General features: G+C 72.6%; 22 protein-coding genes and 1 pseudogene. 15 read left to right on the top strand and 8 right to left on the bottom strand.

The window, feature by feature from the left end; all coding sequences use genetic code 11:
* Positions 1-55: 55 nt before the first annotated feature.
* On the bottom strand, positions 56-496 hold the full coding sequence (locus tag FB455_RS17490) for a (deoxy)nucleoside triphosphate pyrophosphohydrolase (protein WP_174361743.1): 441 nt from the start codon (positions 494-496) through the stop codon (positions 56-58).
* 184 nt (positions 497-680) lie between these two features.
* Between FB455_RS17490 and FB455_RS17485 the strand changes: the two genes are divergently transcribed.
* The 5 genes from FB455_RS17485 to FB455_RS17465 all read left to right on the top strand — a co-directional run bounded on the left by FB455_RS17485 (position 681) and on the right by FB455_RS17465 (position 3650).
* Positions 681-989: a 4a-hydroxytetrahydrobiopterin dehydratase gene (locus tag FB455_RS17485; RefSeq protein ID WP_013288453.1), complete on the top strand. Its 309-nt coding sequence runs from the start codon at positions 681-683 to the stop codon at positions 987-989.
* Between the two features lie 32 nt (positions 990-1021).
* Complete coding sequence (locus tag FB455_RS17480; protein WP_013288454.1) at positions 1022-1384, top strand: PH domain-containing protein; 363 nt, start codon at positions 1022-1024, stop codon at positions 1382-1384.
* A gap of 22 nt (positions 1385-1406) precedes the next feature.
* A complete protein-coding gene (locus FB455_RS17475) occupies positions 1407-2120 on the top strand; it encodes a SanA/YdcF family protein (protein ID WP_145754089.1) in 714 nt (237 codons plus the stop codon).
* 207 nt (positions 2121-2327) lie between these two features.
* Positions 2328-3059 (top strand): class I SAM-dependent methyltransferase, encoded by a 732-nt coding sequence (locus FB455_RS17470; protein WP_030269469.1) that lies wholly within the window; start codon positions 2328-2330, stop codon positions 3057-3059.
* Positions 3060-3158: 99 nt separating this feature from the next.
* Positions 3159-3650, top strand: coding sequence for a GNAT family N-acetyltransferase (locus FB455_RS17465; RefSeq protein WP_030269468.1), 492 nt, complete (start codon positions 3159-3161; stop codon positions 3648-3650).
* Between the two features lie 99 nt (positions 3651-3749).
* Here the strand turns inward: FB455_RS17465 and FB455_RS17460 are convergent, their stop codons facing one another.
* A complete protein-coding gene (locus tag FB455_RS17460) occupies positions 3750-4181 on the bottom strand; it encodes a hypothetical protein (protein WP_145754085.1) in 432 nt (143 codons plus the stop codon).
* 111 nt (positions 4182-4292) lie between these two features.
* On the opposite strand from FB455_RS17460, the gene FB455_RS17455 reads away from it, so the two are divergent.
* From FB455_RS17455 to FB455_RS17445, 3 genes are read left to right on the top strand one after another with little or no spacing between them, the layout of a single operon-like run.
* The gene (locus FB455_RS17455; RefSeq protein ID WP_047893901.1) at positions 4293-4652 is read left to right on the top strand and encodes a GntR family transcriptional regulator; all 360 of its coding nucleotides are present in this window, start codon (positions 4293-4295) and stop codon (positions 4650-4652) included.
* Positions 4649-5527: an ATP-binding cassette domain-containing protein gene (locus tag FB455_RS17450; RefSeq protein ID WP_013288460.1), complete on the top strand. Its 879-nt coding sequence runs from the start codon at positions 4649-4651 to the stop codon at positions 5525-5527. Before FB455_RS17455 ends, FB455_RS17450 begins: the two co-directional genes overlap by 4 nt.
* On the top strand, positions 5524-6219 hold the full coding sequence (locus FB455_RS17445) for an ABC transporter permease (RefSeq protein WP_145754083.1): 696 nt from the start codon (positions 5524-5526) through the stop codon (positions 6217-6219). Before FB455_RS17450 ends, FB455_RS17445 begins: the two co-directional genes overlap by 4 nt.
* Before the next feature lie 91 nt (positions 6220-6310).
* On the opposite strand, the gene FB455_RS17440 is transcribed toward FB455_RS17445, so the two are convergent.
* Entirely contained in the window at positions 6311-6874 is a 564-nt protein-coding gene (locus FB455_RS17440) for a dihydrofolate reductase family protein (protein ID WP_145754081.1), read from the bottom strand.
* A 300-nt stretch (positions 6875-7174) separates the two neighbouring features.
* Between FB455_RS17440 and FB455_RS17435 the strand changes: the two genes are divergently transcribed.
* Complete coding sequence (locus tag FB455_RS17435) at positions 7175-7906, top strand: SDR family oxidoreductase (RefSeq protein WP_327652341.1); 732 nt, start codon at positions 7175-7177, stop codon at positions 7904-7906.
* 20 nt (positions 7907-7926) lie between these two features.
* Here FB455_RS17435 and ychF read toward each other — a convergent pair whose 3' ends face one another.
* The 3 genes from ychF to FB455_RS17420 are packed head-to-tail and all read right to left on the bottom strand — an operon-like array spanning position 7927 to position 10360.
* Positions 7927-9012, bottom strand: coding sequence for a redox-regulated ATPase YchF (ychF, locus tag FB455_RS17430; protein WP_013288480.1), 1086 nt, complete (start codon positions 9010-9012; stop codon positions 7927-7929).
* Between the two features lie 58 nt (positions 9013-9070).
* Positions 9071-9817, bottom strand: a complete 747-nt coding sequence (locus FB455_RS17425; RefSeq protein ID WP_145754076.1) for a Type 1 glutamine amidotransferase-like domain-containing protein — start codon at positions 9815-9817, stop codon at positions 9071-9073.
* A gap of 30 nt (positions 9818-9847) precedes the next feature.
* A complete protein-coding gene (locus tag FB455_RS17420; protein ID WP_013475216.1) occupies positions 9848-10360 on the bottom strand; it encodes a MarR family winged helix-turn-helix transcriptional regulator in 513 nt (170 codons plus the stop codon).
* Here FB455_RS17420 and FB455_RS17415 point away from each other — a divergent pair.
* Positions 10269-11273, top strand: a pseudogene (locus tag FB455_RS17415) (EamA family transporter); the annotation flags it as partial. The gene FB455_RS17420 and the pseudogene FB455_RS17415 sit on opposite strands and share 92 nt — an antisense overlap.
* A gap of 128 nt (positions 11274-11401) precedes the next feature.
* Here FB455_RS17415 and FB455_RS34805 read toward each other — a convergent pair.
* Positions 11402-11866: a hypothetical protein gene (locus FB455_RS34805; RefSeq protein WP_235437493.1), complete on the bottom strand. Its 465-nt coding sequence runs from the start codon at positions 11864-11866 to the stop codon at positions 11402-11404.
* 242 nt (positions 11867-12108) lie between these two features.
* On the opposite strand from FB455_RS34805, the gene FB455_RS17410 reads away from it, so the two are divergent.
* The 5 genes from FB455_RS17410 to valS all read left to right on the top strand — a co-directional run bounded on the left by FB455_RS17410 (position 12109) and on the right by valS (position 20562).
* Positions 12109-13560 (top strand): DNA-3-methyladenine glycosylase 2 family protein, encoded by a 1452-nt coding sequence (locus FB455_RS17410; RefSeq protein ID WP_071097816.1) that lies wholly within the window; start codon positions 12109-12111, stop codon positions 13558-13560.
* A complete protein-coding gene (locus tag FB455_RS17405; protein ID WP_145754070.1) occupies positions 13557-14069 on the top strand; it encodes a methylated-DNA--[protein]-cysteine S-methyltransferase in 513 nt (170 codons plus the stop codon). Before FB455_RS17410 ends, FB455_RS17405 begins: the two co-directional genes overlap by 4 nt.
* A 37-nt stretch (positions 14070-14106) precedes the next feature.
* Positions 14107-15927, top strand: a complete 1821-nt coding sequence (locus FB455_RS17400; RefSeq protein WP_030269447.1) for an ABC transporter ATP-binding protein — start codon at positions 14107-14109, stop codon at positions 15925-15927.
* Positions 15928-16013: 86 nt separating this feature from the next.
* Positions 16014-17846, top strand: coding sequence for an ABC transporter ATP-binding protein (locus FB455_RS17395; RefSeq protein ID WP_327653286.1), 1833 nt, complete (start codon positions 16014-16016; stop codon positions 17844-17846).
* 151 nt (positions 17847-17997) lie between these two features.
* A complete protein-coding gene (gene valS / locus FB455_RS17390) occupies positions 17998-20562 on the top strand; it encodes a valine--tRNA ligase (protein WP_145754065.1) in 2565 nt (854 codons plus the stop codon).
* 118 nt (positions 20563-20680) lie between these two features.
* On the opposite strand, the gene FB455_RS17385 is transcribed toward valS, so the two are convergent.
* Positions 20681-21106, bottom strand: coding sequence for a hypothetical protein (locus FB455_RS17385; RefSeq protein WP_013288489.1), 426 nt, complete (start codon positions 21104-21106; stop codon positions 20681-20683).
* Positions 21107-21190: the final 84 nt, after the last annotated feature.

The following is a 21190-nucleotide window of genomic DNA, read 5'->3' as shown; positions in this document are numbered from 1 at the left end:
CCGTTTCCGGCCGGCTGTCCGGTTCACCGGACGGCCCGGCTCGCGCCGCCGTCGTTCAGGGGGCGTCGAGCAGCGGGCGCAGCGCGGCCACGATCGGCACGTCGGCCGGCAGCCAGTCGACGCTGTCCAGCTCGGCGGCGGAGAGCCAGCGCAGCTCGGCGTGCTCCAGGGCCTCGGGCTCGTCGCCGTGCAGCAGGCGGGCAGCGTAGACGCGCAGCACGGACCGGCCGTGCGCCATCCGTACGTCCCGGCCGACACGCGCGCCGACGGCCACCCGTACGCCCAGCTCCTCGGCACACTCCCGGGCCAGCGCGTCGGTCTCGGCCTCGCCCGGCTCGACCTTTCCGCCCGGGAACTCCCATCGCCCCGCCACCTCGGGGGGCGCGGAGCGCTCGCATGCCAGCACCCGGCCACCCTCGATGATCGCCGCCCCGACGACCACCCTCGGCTCCCGCCGGTCGGCCTGCCCGCTTCCGCTAACCCGTTCGGTCCGCACGGGCCACCAGCGTGCCAGATCAATCGGCGGTTTGGGTAGCTGCGTCGGCCGTCAGGTCAGCAGAACACGGAAGTGTGGGCGTGGACACACCATCTGAGCGGCGAGAGACTAGAGGGCGTCGACTGGGACACGGGATGGCGACGATTTGGCCACAAGCCGGCAACGACGCCTGGGAGGTGCGGTGATGCGCGTGCTGTTCAGCGGCCGGGCGAAGCACGACTACCTCAGCGACGCGCTAGCCCTGCTGTCCGGATGGACGCGCGAGGGCGAACAGATCCGCCGCACGATCGTCCTCGACGACACCCAGCACGCCGCGCTCACCGAGCGGGTGGCGGTGGTCGCCGACGCGCTGCGGCTGCGCCCCGAGATCAGCCGCCGGGCCGACCGTACCCAGATCAGACTCGGGCACGACGACGGCGAGCCACTCACCGAGGGTGAGGTTCTGCTCGCGGCGCGCATCGAGGACGCGGTCCGCGCGGTCACCGAGCCCTGATCGGCTGGCACGCCCCGCCTACCCTCGGGTGCATGTCTGGCCCCACGTACGACCGCAAGGAACAGTTCCAGCAGATCCAGAGCGGGTTGCTGCCCGGTGAGCAGATCATCGCCGTCTACGACGCGGTCGGCACCGGCACCGGCTTCATCGGCCTGACCGACCGGCGCGTGATCATCCAGGACCGCTCCTTCGTCGGCAAGCGGTACGCGATCACCAGCATCCCGTACTCGAAGATCACCAGCGTGAGCGTGGTGAGCAACAAGTCCTGGGGTGGTTCGTTCTTCTCCACCGGGTCCATCGCGGTGCACGTCGGCACGCACACCTACGAGGTCGAGTTCCGGGGCGCGCAGAAGAGCCACCACGTGCACAACGTGATCCTGCACCACATCTCCTGACCCGCCTGGCACAATCGCCGCCATGCGGGGGCTGAGGGCGCGATGGCGGGCCTGGCGGGGCGAGCATCGGCGGGCCGTACGCCTGCTCCGCCGCCTCCTGGTGCTCGCCACCGCCGCCGTGATGCTGCTCGGCGCCGCCACGGTCGCCAGCGCGACCTGGGTCCGCGGCGCCGCCGAGGGCCGCCTGTTCGACGCCGCGGACGTGCCGAAGACACCGGTGGCCCTGGTGCTGGGCACCAAGGTGGAGCCGGACGGCACGCCGGCGCCGTTCCTCGCCGCCCGGCTGGAGATCGCCCGCCAGTTGTACGCCGCCGGCAAGGTCCAGGTGCTCCTGCTCTCCGGCGACCACATGGACTGGGACTACGACGAGCCGAACGCGATGCGGCGCTGGCTCGTCGAGCGTGGCGTCCCGGCGGAGAAGACGGTGCTGGACCACGCCGGATTCGACACGTACGACTCGTGCGTCCGCGCGCACCGCGTCTTCGGGGTCCGGCGGGCCACAGTGGTCACCCAGTCGTTCCACCTGCCGCGCGCGGTGGCGCTCTGCCGGGACGCCGGCATCGAGGCCGTCGGCGTCGGCGACGACACCGCCCGCCGGTACGCCGACCAGTGGCGGATCAGCTCCACCCGGGAGTACGGCGCGTGCGTGAAGGCCGCCGTGGACGTGCTCACCGGGCGTGACCCGGTGCACCTCGGCCGCCGGGAGACCGGAGTGGACGACGCGCTGCGGGCTTAATCGGGTTGTCTGCTCGGCACGGCTGCTGATCTGCTGAACCCCTCGAAGCCGACCGGAGGGAGCACCGCCATGCCGAACGCTGCGAAGCCCAGCCGACCCGTCGTCACCTCATCCGAATCGAGGCTTCGTCTTGTCGTACCCCATTCCGGCGGAGGTCACTGACCTCTCGCCGCGTCGCGTCCCTTCCGCCCGGCGGGAGGGCGCGTGATGTCCGTCTTCGACGATCCCGGCCTGTTCGGCCGGCTCTGGGCCGCCACCTACGACGGCCCCGGCAATCCCGACCCGGCCCCGGCCGTCGACTTCCTCGCGCCGCTGGCCGAGGGCGGCCCGGTGCTCGAACTGGCTGTGGGCACCGGCCGGGTGGCCCTGCCGCTGGCCGCCCGCGGCCTCGCCGTGGAGGGTGTCGAGGCGTCCCCGGAGATGGTGGCGCACCTGCGCGCCAAGCCGGGCGGCGCGGACATGCCCGTCACCATCGGCGACATGTCGGACGTCCCGGTCGCCGGGCCGTACCGTCTGGTCTTCCTGGTGTTCAACACGCTGTTCAACCTGGTCTCGGAGGAGCGCCAGGCGGCGTGCTTCCGCAACGTCGCCCGGGTGCTCGCGCCCGGCGGGGCGTTCGTCATCGAGACCTTCGTGCCCGACCCGGCGGACTTCGACCGGGACGAGCAGGTCCAGGTGCGGGAGGTGACCGAGGACTCGGCCACCATCCGCCTGCACCGGTACGACCGGGCGGCGCAGACGTTCGTGCGGCAGACCGTCACCTTCGACGCCTCCGGCGTGCACCTGAAGCCGTTCGCCATGCGGTACGCCTGGCCGGAACAGATCGACGAACTGGCGGAGCGGGCCGGGCTGCGGCTCACCGAGCGGTACGCCGACTGGGACCGGACGCCGTTCGAGGCGGACAGCCGCGCGCACATCTCCGTCTACCGGCGGCGGTAGCGCTCACGCCGAGGGCCGAGGCATCCCGTCTCGGCCCTCGGCCGGCGCCGATTACGCTGACGCCGCCGGGGTCTGCGCGGTCCCCGGCAGGAGGAAGCGATGACAGTCACAGTCGCCGCCATGGACGACTCGCACGCCGACGCCGTGCTGGAGATCTACCGCCTCGGCATAGCCGAGGGGAACGCCACGTTCGAGACCGAGCCGCCGGACTGGACGCGGTTCACCGCCGCTCGCCTGCCCGGCCACCGCTGGGTGGCGCTCGACGAGGCGGGCGCGGTGCTCGGCTGGGTGGCCTGCTCGGCGGTCTCCGACCGCTGCGTCTACACCGGGGTGGTCGAGCACTCCGTCTACGTGCACCCGAAGGGGCGGGGTCGCGGCGTCGGGCGGGCCCTGCTGGAGGCGCTGATCGCCTCCACCGAGGCGGCCGGGATCTGGACCATCCAGTCCGGCGTGTTCCCGGAGAACACCGCGAGTCTCGCGCTGCACGCGACGTGCGGATTCCGCGTCGTCGGCACCCGTGAGCGGGTAGGCCGCCACCACGGCACCTGGCGAGACGTGACCTTGATCGAACGCCGCAGCCCTAGGATCTGACCCCCCTTCCCTCCTCCCGCGCCCTCGCCCCGGTGATCAAGGAGTTTGTGTCCGGTCGGCGCGTTCCGGGTGACGTAAACCCCTTGATCACCGGGTTGGTCAGGTGCCGACCAGGTGGCGGCGTACCAGGGCGTCCCGCTCCAGGATCAGGTCGACCATCTGCCAGAACTCGGCGAGCCGGGGATGGGTCAGGCCCTCCTCGCGGCTGAGCTTGCGGCCGAAGATCGGGCTGTCCCCCGCGACCTCACCACCGTTGACGAGCGTCGCGGCCGGCCCCGGCGAGCCGGCCACCGGCCCGACCCGGCAGCCGAAGGTGACGTGGTCGTCGAAGTCGTCGCGGCCCCAGCTGCCCAGGATCGCGTCGATCCAGACCTCGTGCACGCCGTCGTGGTGGTAGCAGCTCGCGAAGTAGACGGCCGCCGTCGCGTCGTCGGTGCGGATGTGGGCCCAGGTCCGCTCTGCGGCGGTGTCGCAACAGCCGCAGACGAACTCCCGTACCTGGCGCGTACTCTCGTCGATCCTCAGTTCCACGGCGCGAACCCTAGCGAGCCCGCGTGCCGCCGCGCGTACCCGAAGGCACTTGACGGTTCCGGCGCCCAGGTGCGACGGTTAGTTACATGAGTAATGAACCGAAGAACCGGGATGGATGACGGGCGGCCGATCTTCGTCCAGATCGCGGAGCTGATCGAAAACTCGATCATCGACGGGACGCTCGCGGAGGAGACCCAGGTGCCGTCGACGAACGAGCTGGCGGCGTTCCACCGGATCAACGCGGCGACCGCCGCCAAGGGGATCAACCGCCTGGTCGATGACGGGATTCTCTACAAACGCAGGGGGATCGGAATGTTCGTGGCAACGGGGGCCGTCAAAACACTCCGGGAACGCCGCCGGCGCGAGTTCTCCGACCAGTACGTGCGGCCCCTCATCGAGGAGGCACGCAAGTTGGGCATCGGCACCGAGGAGCTGAAGAAGCTCATCGAGACAGGGGAGGAACAGCGATGAGCGTCGTGGCGGCAGCCGGCCTCACGAAGCGGTTCGGTGAGGTGACCGCTCTCGACGACGTCACCTTCACGTTGACGGGCAACAAGATCTACGGCCTCCTCGGACGCAACGGCGCCGGCAAGACGACGCTGATGCAGCTGATCACCGGCCAGAACAACGGCATCAGCGGGGACCTCACGCTCTTCGGCGAGCGCCCGTACGAGAACGAGCGGGCACTGTCGCGGGTGGTCTTCATCAAGGAGAGCCAGACGTACCCCACGACCTACCAGGTCCGGCACGTCCTGAGCCTGGCCAGGCGGCTGTTCCCCAACTGGGACGAGGACTTCGCGCAGTCCCTCGTGGACGACTTCGACCTGCCGCGCAAGCGCAACGTGCGCAAGCTGTCCCGCGGCATGCTGTCCGCGCTGGGCGTGACGATCGGACTGGCCGCACGGGCGCCGCTGACCTTCTTCGACGAGCCGTACCTCGGTCTCGACGCGGTCGCCCGGCAGCTCTTCTACGACCGGCTCCTCGCCGACTACGCCGAGAATCCGCGCACTGTCGTGCTCTCCACACACCTCATCGACGAGGTGGCCGACCTGATCGAGCACGTGCTGCTGCTCGACCGCGGCAAGCTGCTGCTCGACGCGCCCAGCGACGAGTTGCGCGGCGAGGTGATGGAGGCGTCCGGCCCGGCCGGGGCGGTGGACGAGTTCGCCGCCGCACACCGGGTGCTGCACCGCGGGCAGCTCGGCGGCGCGGTCCGCGCGTCGCTGCGCGGGTCGTTCGACAACGCCGAACGGATGCGCGCCAGGAAGCTCGGCATCGACCTGGCACCGTTGTCGCTCCAGCAGGCCGTGGTGCGCCTGACGACGGAAAGGACGAACACCCGATGACCCGCATCCTCGACGTCGCCCGGATGCACACCATCGCCCGGGTCGGCCAGCTGGACTGGCCGTGGGGCATCATGGCCATCTCGCTCGGCGTCAACCTGCTGATCTTCGCCTCGATCGACGAGGCGGCGCCGGGCAAGAACACCACAGGCGGTCTGCTCAGCCTCTACATCGTCTGCGCGATCATCGCCGCCGCCTCGATCAGCCAGGTGTTCCCGTTCGCGCTCGGCATGGGCGTCACCCGGCGCACCTTCTACCTCGCCACAGTGCTCGTCAACGTGGTGCAGGCGGTCGTCTACGGCGTCCTGCTCTACCTGCTCAACCTGATCGAGGGCGCCACCGGCGGCTTCGGGATCGAGCTCCGGTTCTTCCGGATCCCGTACATCGACGTCGACAACGGGCTGTTGCAGATCGCCGTCTACGCGGTGCCGTTCCTGTTCCTGAACTTCCTCTCCGTCTTCGTATCCGTCTGGTACGTCCGGTTCGGCATGAACGGCCTGCTCGGCGCCGGTGCGGCGCTGATCCTGGTGACCGGCCTGCTCGTCGCGTTGATCACCTGGCAGGGCTGGTTCGGCGCCATCTGGCAGTGGCTGAGCAGCCAGCACCAGATCAGCCTGCTGGTGGGATGGCCCGCCCTGGTGGCGGCGGCGGCCGCAGTCGGGGGCATGGCGGCCATCCGCCGGGCCAACGCCTGACGGTTACGCACACAGCGACCGCCGGTCCGCAGGACGCGGGCCGGCGGTCGTTTGCGCATCGGTTGTCGACCTGCCCTGGTGGAGCGTCACCTCAGCGCCTGGTCTGGTACCTCGTCAGGAGCACACCGCCCGGGAACGTCCGGGTCTCCACCAGGGCCAGGTTCACCCAGTTGTCCAGGGCCGTGAAGAACGACTTGCCGTCACCCACCAGAACCGGGTGGGTGACGAGCACGTACTCGTCGATCAGCCCGCCCCGCATGGCCGCAGCGGCGAGTGTGGCGCCGCCGATGTCCATCGGGCCGCCGTCCTCGGCCTTGAGCCGGGTGATCTCGGTGACCGCGTCGCCGGTGACCAGGCGGGTGTTCCAGTCGACCGGCCTGGTCGTCGAGGAGAACACCACCTTCGGCATGTCCCGCCAGCGGCCGGCGAACTCGACCTGGGCCGGTGTGACGCCCGGCTGCTGGTCGGCGGTAGGCCAGTGGGAGCTCATCGCCTCCCACAGTCGCCGCCCGTAGAGCGCCGTGCCTGTCGCCCCCACCCGGTCGGACCACCACTGGAACAACTCGTCGCTCGGCGCACCCCAGCCGAGGTCGTCGCCGGGCGCGGCGACGTAGCCGTCCAGGCTCACGTTCATGCCGAAGGTCAGTTTGCGCATCGTGCCAGCCTCCCGTGGGTCGGTACTCGGCGTACAGACCAGCACGGCGCCGGGAAGACATCGGTCAGGCCACACCGAGGGCCGGCCCACGGGTGTTCCCGCGTCCGGGTGCGGGACCATGACCCCGTGGACGAGGAGACTGCGGGAGCGCCGTCGCGGTGCCTCGCCGGCACTGCTGTGGTGGCCGGGTAATTCCGATGACGGCCTTCGGGCGGGCAGCAAGGATGGTGCGTCGAGGGGGTGCGACCACGAATGTCTCTTACGGACGGCAGGGACCAACAGCATCGACCCGTCGCCCTGGTGACCGGTGCCGGCCGCAGCGCCGGCATCGCTGCATCGGTGGTGGTGACGCTGGCTCGGACCGGCTGGGATGTCGGCTTCACCTACTGGACCCCGTACGACGAGCGGATGCCCTGGGGAGCCGATCCCGAGGCCATGACGCAGCTCAGCAGCCAAGCCGCCGAGCATGGGGCAAGAACTGTCGCAGTCGAGGCTAACCTCGCTGATCCTCACACCACGGCTGACATCTTCGAGGCCGTGGAGCGAGAGCTGGGCTCGGTCAGCGCGCTCGTCCTCGCCCACTGCGAGAGCGTGAAATCAGGCCTGCTCGACACCAGCATCGAGAGCTTCGACCGTCACTTCGCGGTCAACACCCGGGCGAGCTGGCTCTTGATTCGCGAGTACGCCCGACGGTTCCGAGGGGCACATGGCACGGGACGCATCGTCAGCCTCACCAGTGACGCTACCGTCGGCAACCTTCCCTACGGAGCCAGCAAAGGCGCTCTCGATCGGATCACCCTGGCCGCTGCTCAAGAACTGGCCCGCCTCGGCGTGACCGCCAACGCCATCGACCCGGGTCCAACCGACACCGGCTGGATGACCGCAGAGATCAAGGATGCCGTCCTACGGGCCACGCCGCTCGGTCGCCTCGGACGCCCGCGGGATTGTGCGAACCTCGTCGCGTTCCTGTGCTCACCCGACGGGGGCTGGATCAACGGCCAACTGTTACGCAGCGACGGCGGCATCTCCTGACCTGTGACAACAGACCGAACTCAGACGTTGAAGCGGAACTCCACCACGTCGCCGTCCTGCATGACGTACTCCTTGCCCTCGATCCGGACCTTGCCGGCGGCCTTGGCCGCCGCCATCGATCCGGCCTCGACCAGGTCGTTGTAGGAGACCACCTCGGCCTTGATGAAGCCGCGCTGGAAATCGCTGTGGATCACCCCGGCGGCCTCCGGCGCGGTCGCGCCGACCGGGACGGTCCAGGCCCGCGCCTCCTTGGGGCCAGCCGTCAGGTACGTCTGGAGCCCGAGCGTCCGGAAGCCCACCCGGACGAGCTGGTTCAGGCCGGGCTCGGACTGCCCGATCGACTCCAGCAGCTCGCGGGCCTCGTCCTCGGGCAGGTCCACCAGCTCGGACTCGATCTTGGCGTCCATGAAGATCGCCTCGGCGGGGGCGACCAGGCCGCGCAGCTCGTCGAGGAACTCGTCGTTGCCCAGCTCGGCCTCGTCGACGTTGAAGACGTAGAGGAACGGCTTGGTGGTGAGCAGGTGCAGCTCACGCAGGTGTTCCAGCTCGACCTTCGCGGCGGCGGCGCCCGCGTACAGCGTCACGCCGTTGTCGAGGACCTCGACCGCCTTCTTCGCTGCCTCGACCGCGGCGGCCCGGTCCTTGCGGAGCTTGGCCTCCTTCTCCAGCCGGGGCAGCGCCTTCTCCAGCGTCTGGATGTCGGCCAGGATCAGCTCGGTGTTGATCGTCTCGATGTCGTCGGCCGGGGAGACCTTGCCGTCGACGTGCACCACGTTCGGGTCGGAGAAGGCGCGCACCACCTGGCAGATCGCCGAGGCGTCCCGGATGTTGGCGAGGAACGCGTTGCCCCGGCCCTGCCCCTTGGAGGCACCCCGGACCAGGCCGGCGATGTCGACGAACGAGACCGGCGCCGGCAGCACCTTCTGCGAGGAGAAGATCTCGGCCAGCTTGGCCAGCCGCTCGTCGGGCAGCCCGACCACGCCGACGTTCGGCTCGATGGTGGCGAACGGGTAGTTCGCGGCGAGCACGTCGTTCTTGGTCAGCGCGTTGAACAGGGTGCTCTTGCCCACGTTGGGCAGGCCGACGATGCCGATGGTGAGACTCACGACGAACCAGCTTACGCGCTTCGCCGGCCGCGCCGGGCAGGCAGGTCCGCGAAGCCTGTCACTCCGGCTCGGCGGACAGCAGGCGCGGCTCGATCCGGGTCTCCCGGGCGGTGCCGTCCTCGGCGCGGACCAGCTCGTACGCGGCCACGCCGGGACGGTCCGCCACCGCCTCGGCCAGCTGGGTGCCCCGGTAGATCAGCCCCACGCCGTCGTCGGTGCAGTGGCTCGCCGGCAGCGTGCCGTCGGCGACCAGCCGGTGCATCAGCGGGCGGCGCTGCTCCTCGCTGTCGTAGTGCACGCCGTTGCCGTACGGGAGCCAGCCCAGCCCTTCGGTGAAGGGCCGCAGCGTCGGACCGTAGCTGTCGGTGGCGCCGCCGGTGTGCCAGCAGATCGAGCCGGCGGAGACCCCGCCGAGCACCACTCCGGCCTGCCAGCACTCGTGCAGGATCTCCGGCAGGCCGTGCACCCGCCACACCGCGCAGAGGTTCGCCACGCTGCCGCCGCCGACCCAGATGACGTCCTGCGCGAGCAGGTGCGCCCGGATGTCCTCGACGTTGGGCATCGGGTAGAGCGCCAGGTGGGAGGCGCGGAACCGGGTGCCGGCGAAGGCGCCGTAGAAGACGGTGAACCCGGTCGGCTGGTCGCCGGTGGCCTGGCCGAGGTAGCAGACGCGGGGCGCGTCACCGGCCCCGGCAAGTTCGGCCATCAGGTCGAACAGGGCGCTGGGCCGCGCGTCCCAGGGGCCACGGCGACGGCTGGCGAAACCCATGCTGGTGGCGACGATCGTCGGTTCGGTGGCGGGCATGGGCGTCCTTCCGGGCGGTGACGGTGCCGATCATTGTGCCGGATCCGCCGGCCCGGCCTCGGCCGCCGCGAGCAACGCGCGCAGCAGGTCGGCCAGCCGGTCCTGGTCGGCGGGCGGAAGCGCGTCGAGGATCCGCCGCTGCACCGCGAGCCCGGCCTCGGCCGACTCCTCCACCACCCGGCGGCCGGTGTCGGTGAGCGTGACCCGCAGCGCCCGCCGGTCGGCCGGGTCCGGCGAGCGCCGCACCAGGCCCGCGCGTTCGAGGCGATCGAGCCGCCCGGTCATGCCGCCGGAGGTGAGCATCAGCGACGCGGCGAGCGCCTTCGGCGCCAGCGTGTACGGCGAGCCGGAGCGCCGCAGCGCGGCCAGCACGTCGAACTCGCCCCGGCCGATGCCCCAGCCCGCGTACACCTTCTCCTGGCCGTCGCCGACCAGCCGGGCCAGCCGGTAGATGCGGCCGAACACGGCCATCGGCTCGGGCCGCATACCTGGTCGTTCCCGCCGCCACTGCTCGACGATCGCGTCCACCTCGTCGCCTGTCACGGCTGCCGATTGTGCCGCACGTCCCACTTCCCCTTTTCGCTCGGGCCTGATTATCTTAGCGCTAAGATACTTAGAGCCGAGAGAGGCCGACATGAACCGCCGCTGGACCGACGTCGCGCTCACCGCCGCCGCCCCGATCACCTGGGGGACCACCTACCTGGTCACCGCCGAACTCCTTCCCCCGGACCGGCCGCTCTGGGCCGGGGCGATCCGCGCCCTCCCGGCCGGTCTGCTGCTGCTCGCCCTGACCCGCCGACGACCACACGGTCTCTGGTGGGGGCGAGCCGCAGTGCTCGGCGCGCTGAACATCGGGGTGTTCTTCCCGCTGCTGTTCCTCGCCGCGTACCGGCTGCCCGGCGGCACCGCCGCCGTCCTCGGCGCCGCGCAGCCACTGCTGGTGGCGGTGCTGACAGTCGCGCTGCTCCGTGACCGCCCCACCCGGCCGGCGCTGGTCGCCGCCGCGGTCGCCCCGCTCGGCGTCGCCCTCGTGGTGCTGCGCCCGGGCGCCGGCCTCGACCCGCTCGGCGTCACCGCCGGACTGGCCGGCGCCGTGGCGATGGCCGCCGGACTTGTGCTCACCCGCCGCTGGGGCCGGCCGCCCGGAACGGGCGTCCTCGCCGCGACGAGCTGGCAGCTCGTCGCCGGTGGCCTGATGATCGTGCCGGTCGCCGCCGCCGTCGAGGGCGCGCCGCCCGTGCCCGACGGGCCGGCCCTTCTCGGGTACGCGTGGCTCGGGCTGGCCGGCACCGCGCTGGCGTACGTGCTGTGGTTCCGGGGCGCGGCGCGACTGCCGGTGTCCCGCGTGTCGGTGCTCGGCGCGCTGAGCCCGCTCACCGCGGCGGCACTCGGCTGGGTGGTGCTCGGTGAGGCGCTGGACCCGGTCCAGCTCACCGGTTTCGCGGTGGCCGTGGCGGCGATGGTGCTCGCGCAGATGCCGGGTCGATCGCCGCACCCGCAGCCGGGCGGCGGCGCGGACAGCCCGACAACGACGCCGGCCGACCTTCGGGCAGGCGGCGGGACGGCGGCCCGGTGGCGGCGCGGTCAGCCGGCCCGCAGCCGACGCCAGTCTTCCGGCCACGCCTCGGCGGTGACGCCCTCGGGCAGCACACCGGCCGGTAGCTGCGCCGCGGCCGCGAGCGGCAGCGTGAACCGGTGCGCGGCGGCGGGACCGGCCGCGTACGACCGGTCGAGCAGCCACCGCACCTCGTCGGCGGTCCAGCCCAGGCCGGAGCGGGCGGCGATCTCGCGGACCAGCCGCAGGCCGACCCGGGTGTCGTCGTCGTAGAAGCGCATGCACCAGTGGTGCGCCCACATGCCGAGCGCGCGCAGCCCGTCCGGGTCGAGGGAGCCGGCCAGCCGCCCGCAGGCGGTGTCCGCGAAGGGGCGACCGGGGTCACCGGCCCGGTCGCGCTCGATCGCGCCGTACGCGGCCGGCGCCACCACCCGCATCCGCTCGTAGAAGCCCTCCACCACCGCGGCGTCCAACGGTGCTCGCCCCGATCGCATCAGCGGACACCCCGCCCGGCCACGCTCGCCATGCCCCGCACCTCTTCTTGAGTTGGTGGCGGGACGCTACCGACCACTTACGACACTTTCTCGGGTCCGCCGGTCATGATCCACGCCACCTCGCCGATGTGGCGGTGTCCCGGGGCTCGGGATACCGCCACTTCCCCGAGCGGGCGCGACTGCCGCACGTCATGTCTGAATCCCGCCAGCCGAGCGTCGGAGCTGCGAGGCAGGATCGTGGCATGGAACTGGACTTCGAGCGGTGCTACCGAGCCGTCGACAGCCGCGACCCGCGGTTCGACGGCTGGTTCTACACCGGCGTGACGTCGACCGGGATCTACTGCCGGCCGTCCTGTCCGGCGATGACGCCGAAGCGGCAGAACGTCCGGTTCTTCCCGTCCGCCGCCGCCGCGCAGGGGGCCGGGCTGCGGGCGTGCCGCCGGTGCCGGCCGGACGCGGCACCGGGCTCGCCCCAGTGGGACGTCCGGGCCGACCTGGTCGGTCGCGCCATGCGGCTGATCGCCGACGGCGTGGTGGACCGGGACGGGGTGCCCGGGCTGGCCACCCGGCTGGGCTACACCGAGCGGCACCTGCACCGGATGCTCCGGGCCGAGCTGGGCGCCGGCCCGCTGGCGCTGGCCCGGGCCCAGCGCGCGCAGACCGCCCGGATCCTGATCGAGACCACCGGCCTCGGCCTGGCCGAGGTGGCCTTCGCCGCCGGGTTCGGCAGCGTCCGGCAGTTCAACGACACGGTCCGCGAGGTCTACGGCGGCACGCCGTCCGAGCTGCGGGCCGGCCGACGTGGCCCGGCGGCGACCACCGGGGCGGGCACGCTCTCGCTAAGGCTGGCGTACCGGCCCCCGCTGCACGCGGGCGCGCTGCTGGACTTCCTCGCGCTGCGCGCGCTACCCGGCGTCGAGGTGGTCCGCGACGGCACCTACCACCGAGGGCTGCGGCTGCCGCACGGTCCCGCCACGGTGGCGCTGGCCCCTGCCGACGGCCACATCGACGCGACGCTGCGGCTGGCCGACATGCGTGACCTGGCCCCCGCGGTGGCCCGCTGCCGCCGCCTGCTCGACCTGGACGCCGACCCGGTAGCGGTGGACGCCACACTGGCCGCCGACCCGGCGCTGGCCCCGGCCGTCGCGGCCGAGCCCGGCGTCCGGCTGCCGCACGCGGTCGACGGTTTCGAGCTGGCCGTCCGCGCCGTCGCCACCCAGCAGGTCTCGCTGGCCTCGGCGCGGACCACGCTCACCCGCCTGCTCTCCGCCACCCGGGCAGCGAGCGGGGCGGCTGCCGACGACCCGGCGGACGGCCTGGTGGCGTTCCCCGGTCCGGCGGAGGTGCTCGCGGCGCCGGACACGGCGTTCCGGATGCCGGCGGCCCGCCGGGAGACGCTCCGTGCGCTGGCCCGCGCGGTCGCCGACGGCGAACTCGACCTGGAACCCGGAGGCGACCGGGAGGAGGCGGTCCGGCTCCTGGCCGCGGTGCCCGGTATCGGCCCGTGGACCACCGGCTACCTGGCCATGCGCGCACTCGGCGACCCGGATGTCGCGCTCACCACCGACCTGGGCGTACGCCGTGGCGCAGCGGCGCTCGGCCTGTCCGACGACCCGAAGACCCTGTCCGCGTACGCCGACCGCTGGCGCCCCTGGCGGTCGTACGCGACCATCCGACTCTGGAGAGCAGCATGAGCACTGTGGACAGCACCGTCATGGACACACCCGCCGGCCCGTTGAGCGTGCTCGCCGGCCCGACCGGGGCGGTACGCGCGGCGGGCTTCACCGCCGACCCGGCGGACCTGCTGCCGTTGATCCACCCGAGCCTGCGCGGCGAGCTGCGAGAACGGGCCGACCTCGGTCCGGTGACCGCCGCCGTGCGGGCCTACCTGGACGGTGAACTCACCGCGATCGACGCGGTAGCGGTGGAGCAGCACACCGGCGGCGCATTCCTGACGCACGCCTGGCAGGTGCTGCGCGACGTGAAGCCCGGCGACCCCGTCACCTACACCGGCTTCGCCGCGCTGGCCGGGCGACCGGCGGCGATCCGGGCCGCCGCGGCGGCCTGCGCACGCAACGCCGCCGCGCTGTTCGTGCCCTGCCACCGGGTGCTGCGCACCGACGGCTCGCTCGGCGGATACCGCTGGGGCCTGGACGTGAAGAAGTGGCTTCTCGGGCATGAGGGACGGGTGACGGCTAGCTGACAGCCGGACTGTCACCCCCGGCGGCTACCGTCGGGTAGTGCCCGCGTCCAGCGACGGCAACCCCGCGGCGCATTCCGGCGCCCGGTCCCAGCCGCTGCGCAACCTCTGGCGGCTGCGGCCCTACCTGCGCCCGTACGCGACGGAGTTCGCCTGGCTGCTGGTCGCGGCGCTTGCCGCCACCGCGGCGAGCCTGGCCGTTCCGCTCGTGGTGCAGCGGGTGGTCGACGGGCCGGTGGCCCGGCACGACGAGGCCGGGCTGCTCCGGCTCGGCGCCCTCGCGCTGCTGCTCGGCGTGGCCGAGGCGGTCCTCATCTTCATCCGCCGCTGGACGCAGTCGTCGTCCTCGGTGGGCATGGAGGCCGCCATCCGCGCCGACATCTACGCCCACCTGCAACGGCTTCCGGCCGGCTTCCACGACCGCTGGCAGTCCGGCCAGTTGCTGTCCCGGATCACCAGCGACCTCTCGGTGATCCGGCGGTTCCTCTCCTTCGGGCTGCTGTTCCTGGTCCTCAACCTGGTCACCTACGCGGCGGTGGTGGCGCTGCTGATCCGGCTGCACCAGTGGCTGGGGCTGCTGGTCGCGGCGAGCGCCGTACCGCTGTTCCTGATCAGCCGCCGCTTCGCGCGCCACTACCACGCGGCGTCGCGGCGCATGCAGGACCAGCAGGGCGACGTCGCCACGCTGGTCGAGGAGACCGCGCTGGGGTTGCGCACCATGCGGGCGTACGGGCGTGGGCCGGAACTGGCGGCCCGGTTCGCCGTCGGCGCGCGCCGGCTGCACGACACCGGGATCGGCAAGGCCCGGCTGCTGGCCCGTACCTCCGCGTTGTTCGACCTGGTGCCCAACCTGACCCTCGGCGCGGTCCTGGTGGCCGGCGCCGCGGCGGTCGCCGACGGCGTGCTGTCCATCGGGGAGCTGGTCGCGTTCGTCAGTCTCCAGCTCATGCTGATCTGGCCGGTGCAGTCGCTGGGCTGGATCATCGCCAACGGCCAGGAGGCCGCGACCGCCGCCGACCGGATCCAGGAGGTCCTGGACACGCCGCCGACCATCGTGGACGCACCGCACGCCCGGCCGCTCGACCGGGGCGAGGTGCGCGGCCGGCTCCGCTTCGAGGGGGTCGGCTTCCGCTACCCCGGCACGTCCGCGCCGGTGCTGCGCGATCTGGACCTGACAGTGGAGCCGGGCGAGACGATGGCGCTCGTCGGCGCCACCGGCTGCGGCAAGAGCACGCTGCTGTCGCTCGTCCCCCGGCTGCACGAGGTCACGCGCGGCCGGATCACGCTCGACGGGTACGACGTGCGTGACCTGCGGCTGGAGTCGTTGCGGCGGCTGGTCGCCGTCGCGTTCGAGGAGCCGACGCTGTTCTCCATGTCGGTCTGGGAGAACCTCACACTGGGCCGCCCGGACGCGAGCGAGGACGAGGTCCGGGCCGCGCTGACGCTGGCCCAGGCGGAGTTCGCGTACGAGCTGCCCTGGGGGCTTTCGACCCGGGTCGGTGAGCAGGGGCTGTCGCTGTCCGGCGGGCAGCGGCAGCGTCTCGCGCTGGCGCGTGCGGTGCTCGGCCGGCCCGCGGTGCTGGTGCTCGACGACCCGCTCTCCGCACTCGACGTGCACACCGAGGCGCTCGTCGAGGCGGCCCTGCGCCGCGTGCTGCGGGACACCGCCACCACGACCCTGCTGGTGGCGCACCGCCCCTCGACCGTGGCACTGGCGGACCGGGTGGCGTTGCTCGACGACGGCCGGATCGTCGCCGTCGGCACCCACTCGGAGCTGCTGGCCCGCGTACCCGCCTACCGGGCGGTGCTGTCCGCCGAGCCGGAGCGCCGGAGCGACGGCGTCGGCCTGGTGCGCTCGTGACCGGCCGCGCGCCGCGGGTGCCCCGGCCCCGCGACGCGCCGAACGGTAACGGGACGACCGGCGCACGCCACGGCGACGGTGAAGACCTGTCCCGCTGGCGAGGGCGGGCCACCGATCCGGACGCCGACCGCAGCCGGGCCGAGGACTCGTCCCCGGAGGCGGTGACCCGGCTGCGTGCCCGCAGCCGGCTGCTGCTGCGCCGGCTGCTGCGCCCGCACCGGCCGGCCCTCGGGCTGGCGGTGGCGTTGCTGCTGGCCCAGAACGCCGCCGCGATGTCCGGGCCGTACCTGGTCATGCTCGGCATCGACAGGGGTATCGAGCCGCTGCGGGCCGGCGATCCCGGCCCGCTGATCGCTGTCGCCGCCGCGTTCGTGGTCGCGACCGCTGTCGAGTACGCGGCCCGGCGCGCGTTCCTCACCCTCGCCGCCCGGATCGGCCAGGCCGTCCTGCTGGACCTGCGCCGCCGGGTGTACTGGCACTTCCTCCGCCTCGACGTCGGGTTCCACGAGCGCTACACGTCCGGGCGGATGGTGTCCCGGCTGACCAGCGACCTGGAGTCGATCGCCGAGCTGGTCGACGGCGGCATCGACAAGCTGGTGATGGCCGGGCTCTCAGTGCTGTCGGTGGCGGGCATCCTGCTCTGGCTGGACCTGCCACTGGCGGCGGTGACGCTGCTCGCGTTCCCGTTCCTGTTCGTGCTGTCACGCTGGTTCGCCCGCGCCTCGGCCGGGGCGTACCGGCGCACCCGGGAGGCGGTGGCGCTGGTCATCGTGCACTTCGTCGAGTCGCTGCGCGGCATCCGGGCCGTCCAGGCGTACCGGCGGGAGGACCGCAACGACCACATCTTCGCCACTGTGAACGACGACTACCGGCGCTCCAGCCTGCGCGCGTTCCGGCTGATCGCGATCTACTCACCGGGCATCCGGTTGATCGGCAACCTGACCGCTGCGGTGGTGCTCGGGTACGGCGGCTGGCGGGTGCTGGGCGGCGGCGTGGAGGTGGGCGTGCTCGCCGCGTTCCTGCTCTACCTGCGCCGGTTCTTCGAGCCGATGGAGGAGCTGAGCCAGTTCTACAACTCGCTCCAGTCGGCGACCGCCGCGCTGGAGAAGCTGGCCGGCGTGCTGGACGAGCGCCCGGCGGTGGCCGAACCGGCGCGGCCGGTGCCGCTGCCGGCCGGACCGCCGCGCGGGGCCGTCACCTTCCGCGCCGTCGACTTCGGCTACCGCCGCCGAACACCGATCCTGTCCGGCCTGGACCTGACCGTGCCGCCCGGGCAGACAGTGGCGTTGATCGGGCCGACCGGCGCCGGGAAGTCCACTGTCGCGAAGCTGGTGGCCCGCTTCCACGACCCCGACGCGGGCGTGATCCGGCTGGACGGGGTGGACCTGCGCGACCTGGCCGACGCCGAGCTGCGCCGGGCGGTGGTGCTGGTGACCCAGGAGACGCACCTGTTCAGCGGTTCCGTGGCCGACAACATCAGGTTCGGCCGCCCCGACGCCGACGACGAGGCGGTGGTCGCGGCCGCCCGGGCGATCGGCGCGCACGACTTCATCGCCGCGCTGCCGGACGGGTACGCCACCGACGTGCACCGGCGCGGCGGTCGGCTCTCCGCCGGGCAGCGGCAGCTCGTCGCGTTCGCCCGGGCGTTCCTCGCCGATCCCCGGGTGCTGATCCTCGACGAGGCGACCTCGTCGCTCGACGTGCCGACCGAGCGGCTGGTGCAGCGGGCCCTGCACAGCGTGCTGCGCGACCGTACCGCCCTGGTGATCGCCCACCGGCTCTCCACGGTGGAGACAGCGGACCGGGTGCTGGTGCTCGACGACGGCCGGATCGTGGAGGACGGCCCGCCGGCCGAGCTGATCGCCGCCGACGGCCCCTACGCCGCCCTGCACCGCCAGTGGCGCGACTCCCTCCTCTAGCTCTCGCCCAGGTCCCCGTCGATCTTGCACTTGCGGCCCGAGGGATGCCCGATCAGTGGCTTGTGCCGGGGCGGCAAGTGCAAGATCGACGAGGACGCGCGGGGTGGGGAAAGTCGTGGAGTGCGGCGGGGCGACTGCCTACCATCGGCTGATGACCGACACGACGAGGAGCGCCCGCGGCGGCGTCCCCGAGCGTCCGAGCCTGGACGGCCTCGAGGAGACCTGGGCCCGCCGCTGGCAGGAGGACGGCACGTACGCGTTCGACCGCACGAAGGAGCGGTCGGACGTATACGCGATCGACACTCCCCCGCCGACCGTGTCGGGCGAGCTGCACATGGGTCACGTCTTCTCGTACACCCACACCGACACGGTGGCCCGGTTCCAGCGGATGCGCGGGCGCACCGTCTTCTACCCGATGGGCTGGGACGACAACGGGCTGCCCACCGAACGCCGGGTGCAGAACGTGTACGGCGTTCGTCCCGACCCGTCGTTGCCGTACGACAAGGACTGGCGCCCGCCGGCCGCACCGGTGGACGACGCTGCCCGGAAGAACCCGACAGCGATCTCCCGGCGCAACTTCATCGAGCTGTGCGAGCTGCTCACTGTGGAGGACGAGAAGGCGTTCGAGGCGCTGTGGCGGCGGCTCGGGCTGTCGGTGGACTGGTCGCTGACGTACACCACGATCGGGTCGGCGGCCCGCGCGGCGAGCCAGCGGGCGTTCCTGCGCAACCTGGCGCGGGGCGAGGCGTACCAGGCCGAGGCGCCGACGCTGTGGGACGTCGGGTACGGCACCGCCGTCGCGCAGGCGGAACTGGAGGACCGGGAGCGGCCCGGCGCGTACCACCGGCTGCGGTTCACCGGGCCGGACGGCCGCGAGGTGCTGATCGACACCACCCGGCCGGAGCTGTTGCCGGCCTGCGTGGCGCTCGTCTGCCACCCCGACGACGAGCGGTACGCGGACCTGGTCGGCGCCGCTGCGCGTACCCCTGTGTTCGGGGTCGAGGTGCCGGTGCGCGCGCACCCGCTGGCGGACCCGGCCAAGGGCACGGGCATCGCGATGGTCTGCACGTTCGGTGACCTGACCGACGTGACCTGGTGGCGGGAACTGCGGCTGGACACCCGCGTGGTGATCGGCCGGGACGGGCGCCTGCTGCCGGAGCCGCCGGCCGGCGTGCCGGCGGAGCCCTACGCGGCACTGGCCGGGCAGACGGTGAACGGCGCCCGGCGGACGCTCGTGGAGCTGCTCGCCGACGCGGGCGACCTGGTCGGCGAGCCGCGGCCGATCACCCACCCGGTGAAGTTCTACGAGCGCGGCGACCGGCCGCTGGAGATCGTCTCGACCCGGCAGTGGTATCTGCGCAACGGCGGCCGGGACGCCGGCCTGCGCGAGGAGTTGCTGGCCCGGGGGCGGGAACTGCGCTGGGTGCCGGAGCACATGCGGCACCGGTACGAGCACTGGGTGGGCGGACTCACCGGTGACTGGCTGGTCAGCCGGCAGCGGTTCTTCGGCGTGCCGGTGCCGGTGTGGTACCGGCTCGACGACGCTGGCGAGCCGGACTGGTCCCACCCTCTCACACCGGACGAGGCGATGCTCCCGATCGATCCGACGAGCGAGCCGCCGCCCGGATACGAGGAGACGCAGCGCGGCGAGCCGGGCGGTTTCACAGGCGACCCGGACGTGCTGGACACCTGGGCCACCTCGTCGCTGACCCCGCAGATCGTCGGCGGCTGGGAGACCGACCCGGACCTGTTCGCCCGGGTCTTCCCGATGGACCTGCGCCCGCAGGGGCACGACATCATCCGGACCTGGCTGTTCGCCACTGTGGCCCGGTCCCACCTGGAACACGGCGCGCTGCCGTGGCACACAGCTGTGCTCTCCGGCTGGATCCTCGACCCGGACCGCAAGAAGATGTCGAAGTCCAAGGGCAACGTGGTCACGCCGATGGCGCTGCTGGAGCGCAACGGGTCCGACGCGGTCCGCTACTGGGCCGCCAACGGCAAGCCGGGCATGGACCTCGCCTTCGACCCGGCCCAGGTCAAGGTGGGGCGCCGCCTGGCCACCAAGCTGCTCAACGCGTCGCGGTTCGCGCTCGGGCTGGGCGCCGCCGACGCGCTGCGGGCCGCGGCGACCCAACCGCTGGACACCGCGATGCTCGCCGAACTGTCCGGCGTGGTCGCGACCGCGACCACCGCCTTCGACGGGTACGACCACACGGCCGCCCTGATGGCCACCGAGGCGTTCTTCTGGCGGTTCTGCGACGACTACATCGAGCTGGTGAAGGAGCGCGCCTACGGCACCGGGCCGGCCGCCGACTCGGCCCGGGCGGCGCTGGCGACCGCGCTGTCGGTGCAGTTGCGCCTGTTCGCGCCGGTGCTGCCGTTCGTGACCGAGGAGGTCTGGTCGTGGTGGCGGTACGGGTCGGTGCACCGCTCGCCGTGGCCGACCACGTACGAGGTGGGCCGCGCCATGGAGGCGCCGGGTGACCCGGAGCTGCTGCGGCTGGCCGCTGACGCGCTGGGTCAGGTGCGCCGCGCCAAGTCGGAACGGAAGCTGTCGATGAAGGCGGACGTGCCGCTGGCCGAGGCGCTCGGACCGGCGGCGGTGCTCGACCAGCTCGGCGCCGTCGCCGACGACCTGCGCGCGGCGGGCCGGATCGCGAAGCTGGACCTGCTGCCGGACCGCACCACCGAACTGGTCATCGCCTGCGCGTTCTGAACCGCCGCACGGCGGCCGGATGTAAGGAAGGGCCCCTTCTTAACGCCTGGCGTTGTAGAAGGGGCCCTTCTTAACACCCCGGAGGGCCGACCGGGCCGGCCCCTCGGCGGTGCATGCCTCACTCGGCCGCGCAGGCCGCCTTGAGCTTGTCCCGGGCGGTGGTCAGATCCGCCTTGCTCGGCGCCTTGCCCGGCGCCTTGGCCCAGGTGTCGGCGAGGTCGGTCATGGCGGTGGCGACCCCCTTCACCGCGGCGTTCACCTCGTCGCTGCTGGTGAAGGCGTGCGTGTAGAGCGTGGCCGCGCCCGCCGAGTACTGGGCGCTGACCGCCGAGTGGCCGGCCGGCGGGCCGATCTTCTCCGCCTCGGCCACCTCCTTCAGCGCGGCCGTGATGTCCTTCTCCGCCGTCGCGCAGGTCTTCCGGGTGGCCTCGTCGAGGCCCGCCGGCGCCGGGGTCACCGGCGGCACGGAGGTGGCGGCGGGGGCGGAGGGCGCCGCCGGCCCGGCCGAGGGCTTGTCGTCATCGCAGCCGGACATGACGATCATCGCGACCGCGGCCGGAGCCAGCAGGGCGAGGCGAGCTGAACGCAAGGTGTTCTCCCCGTGTCGGTGTGCGTAGCCGCCGCAAAC

This window comes from Micromonospora sp. CNZ296, assembly GCF_007827635.1.
This window is presented reverse-complemented; position numbering and strand designations above follow the sequence as displayed.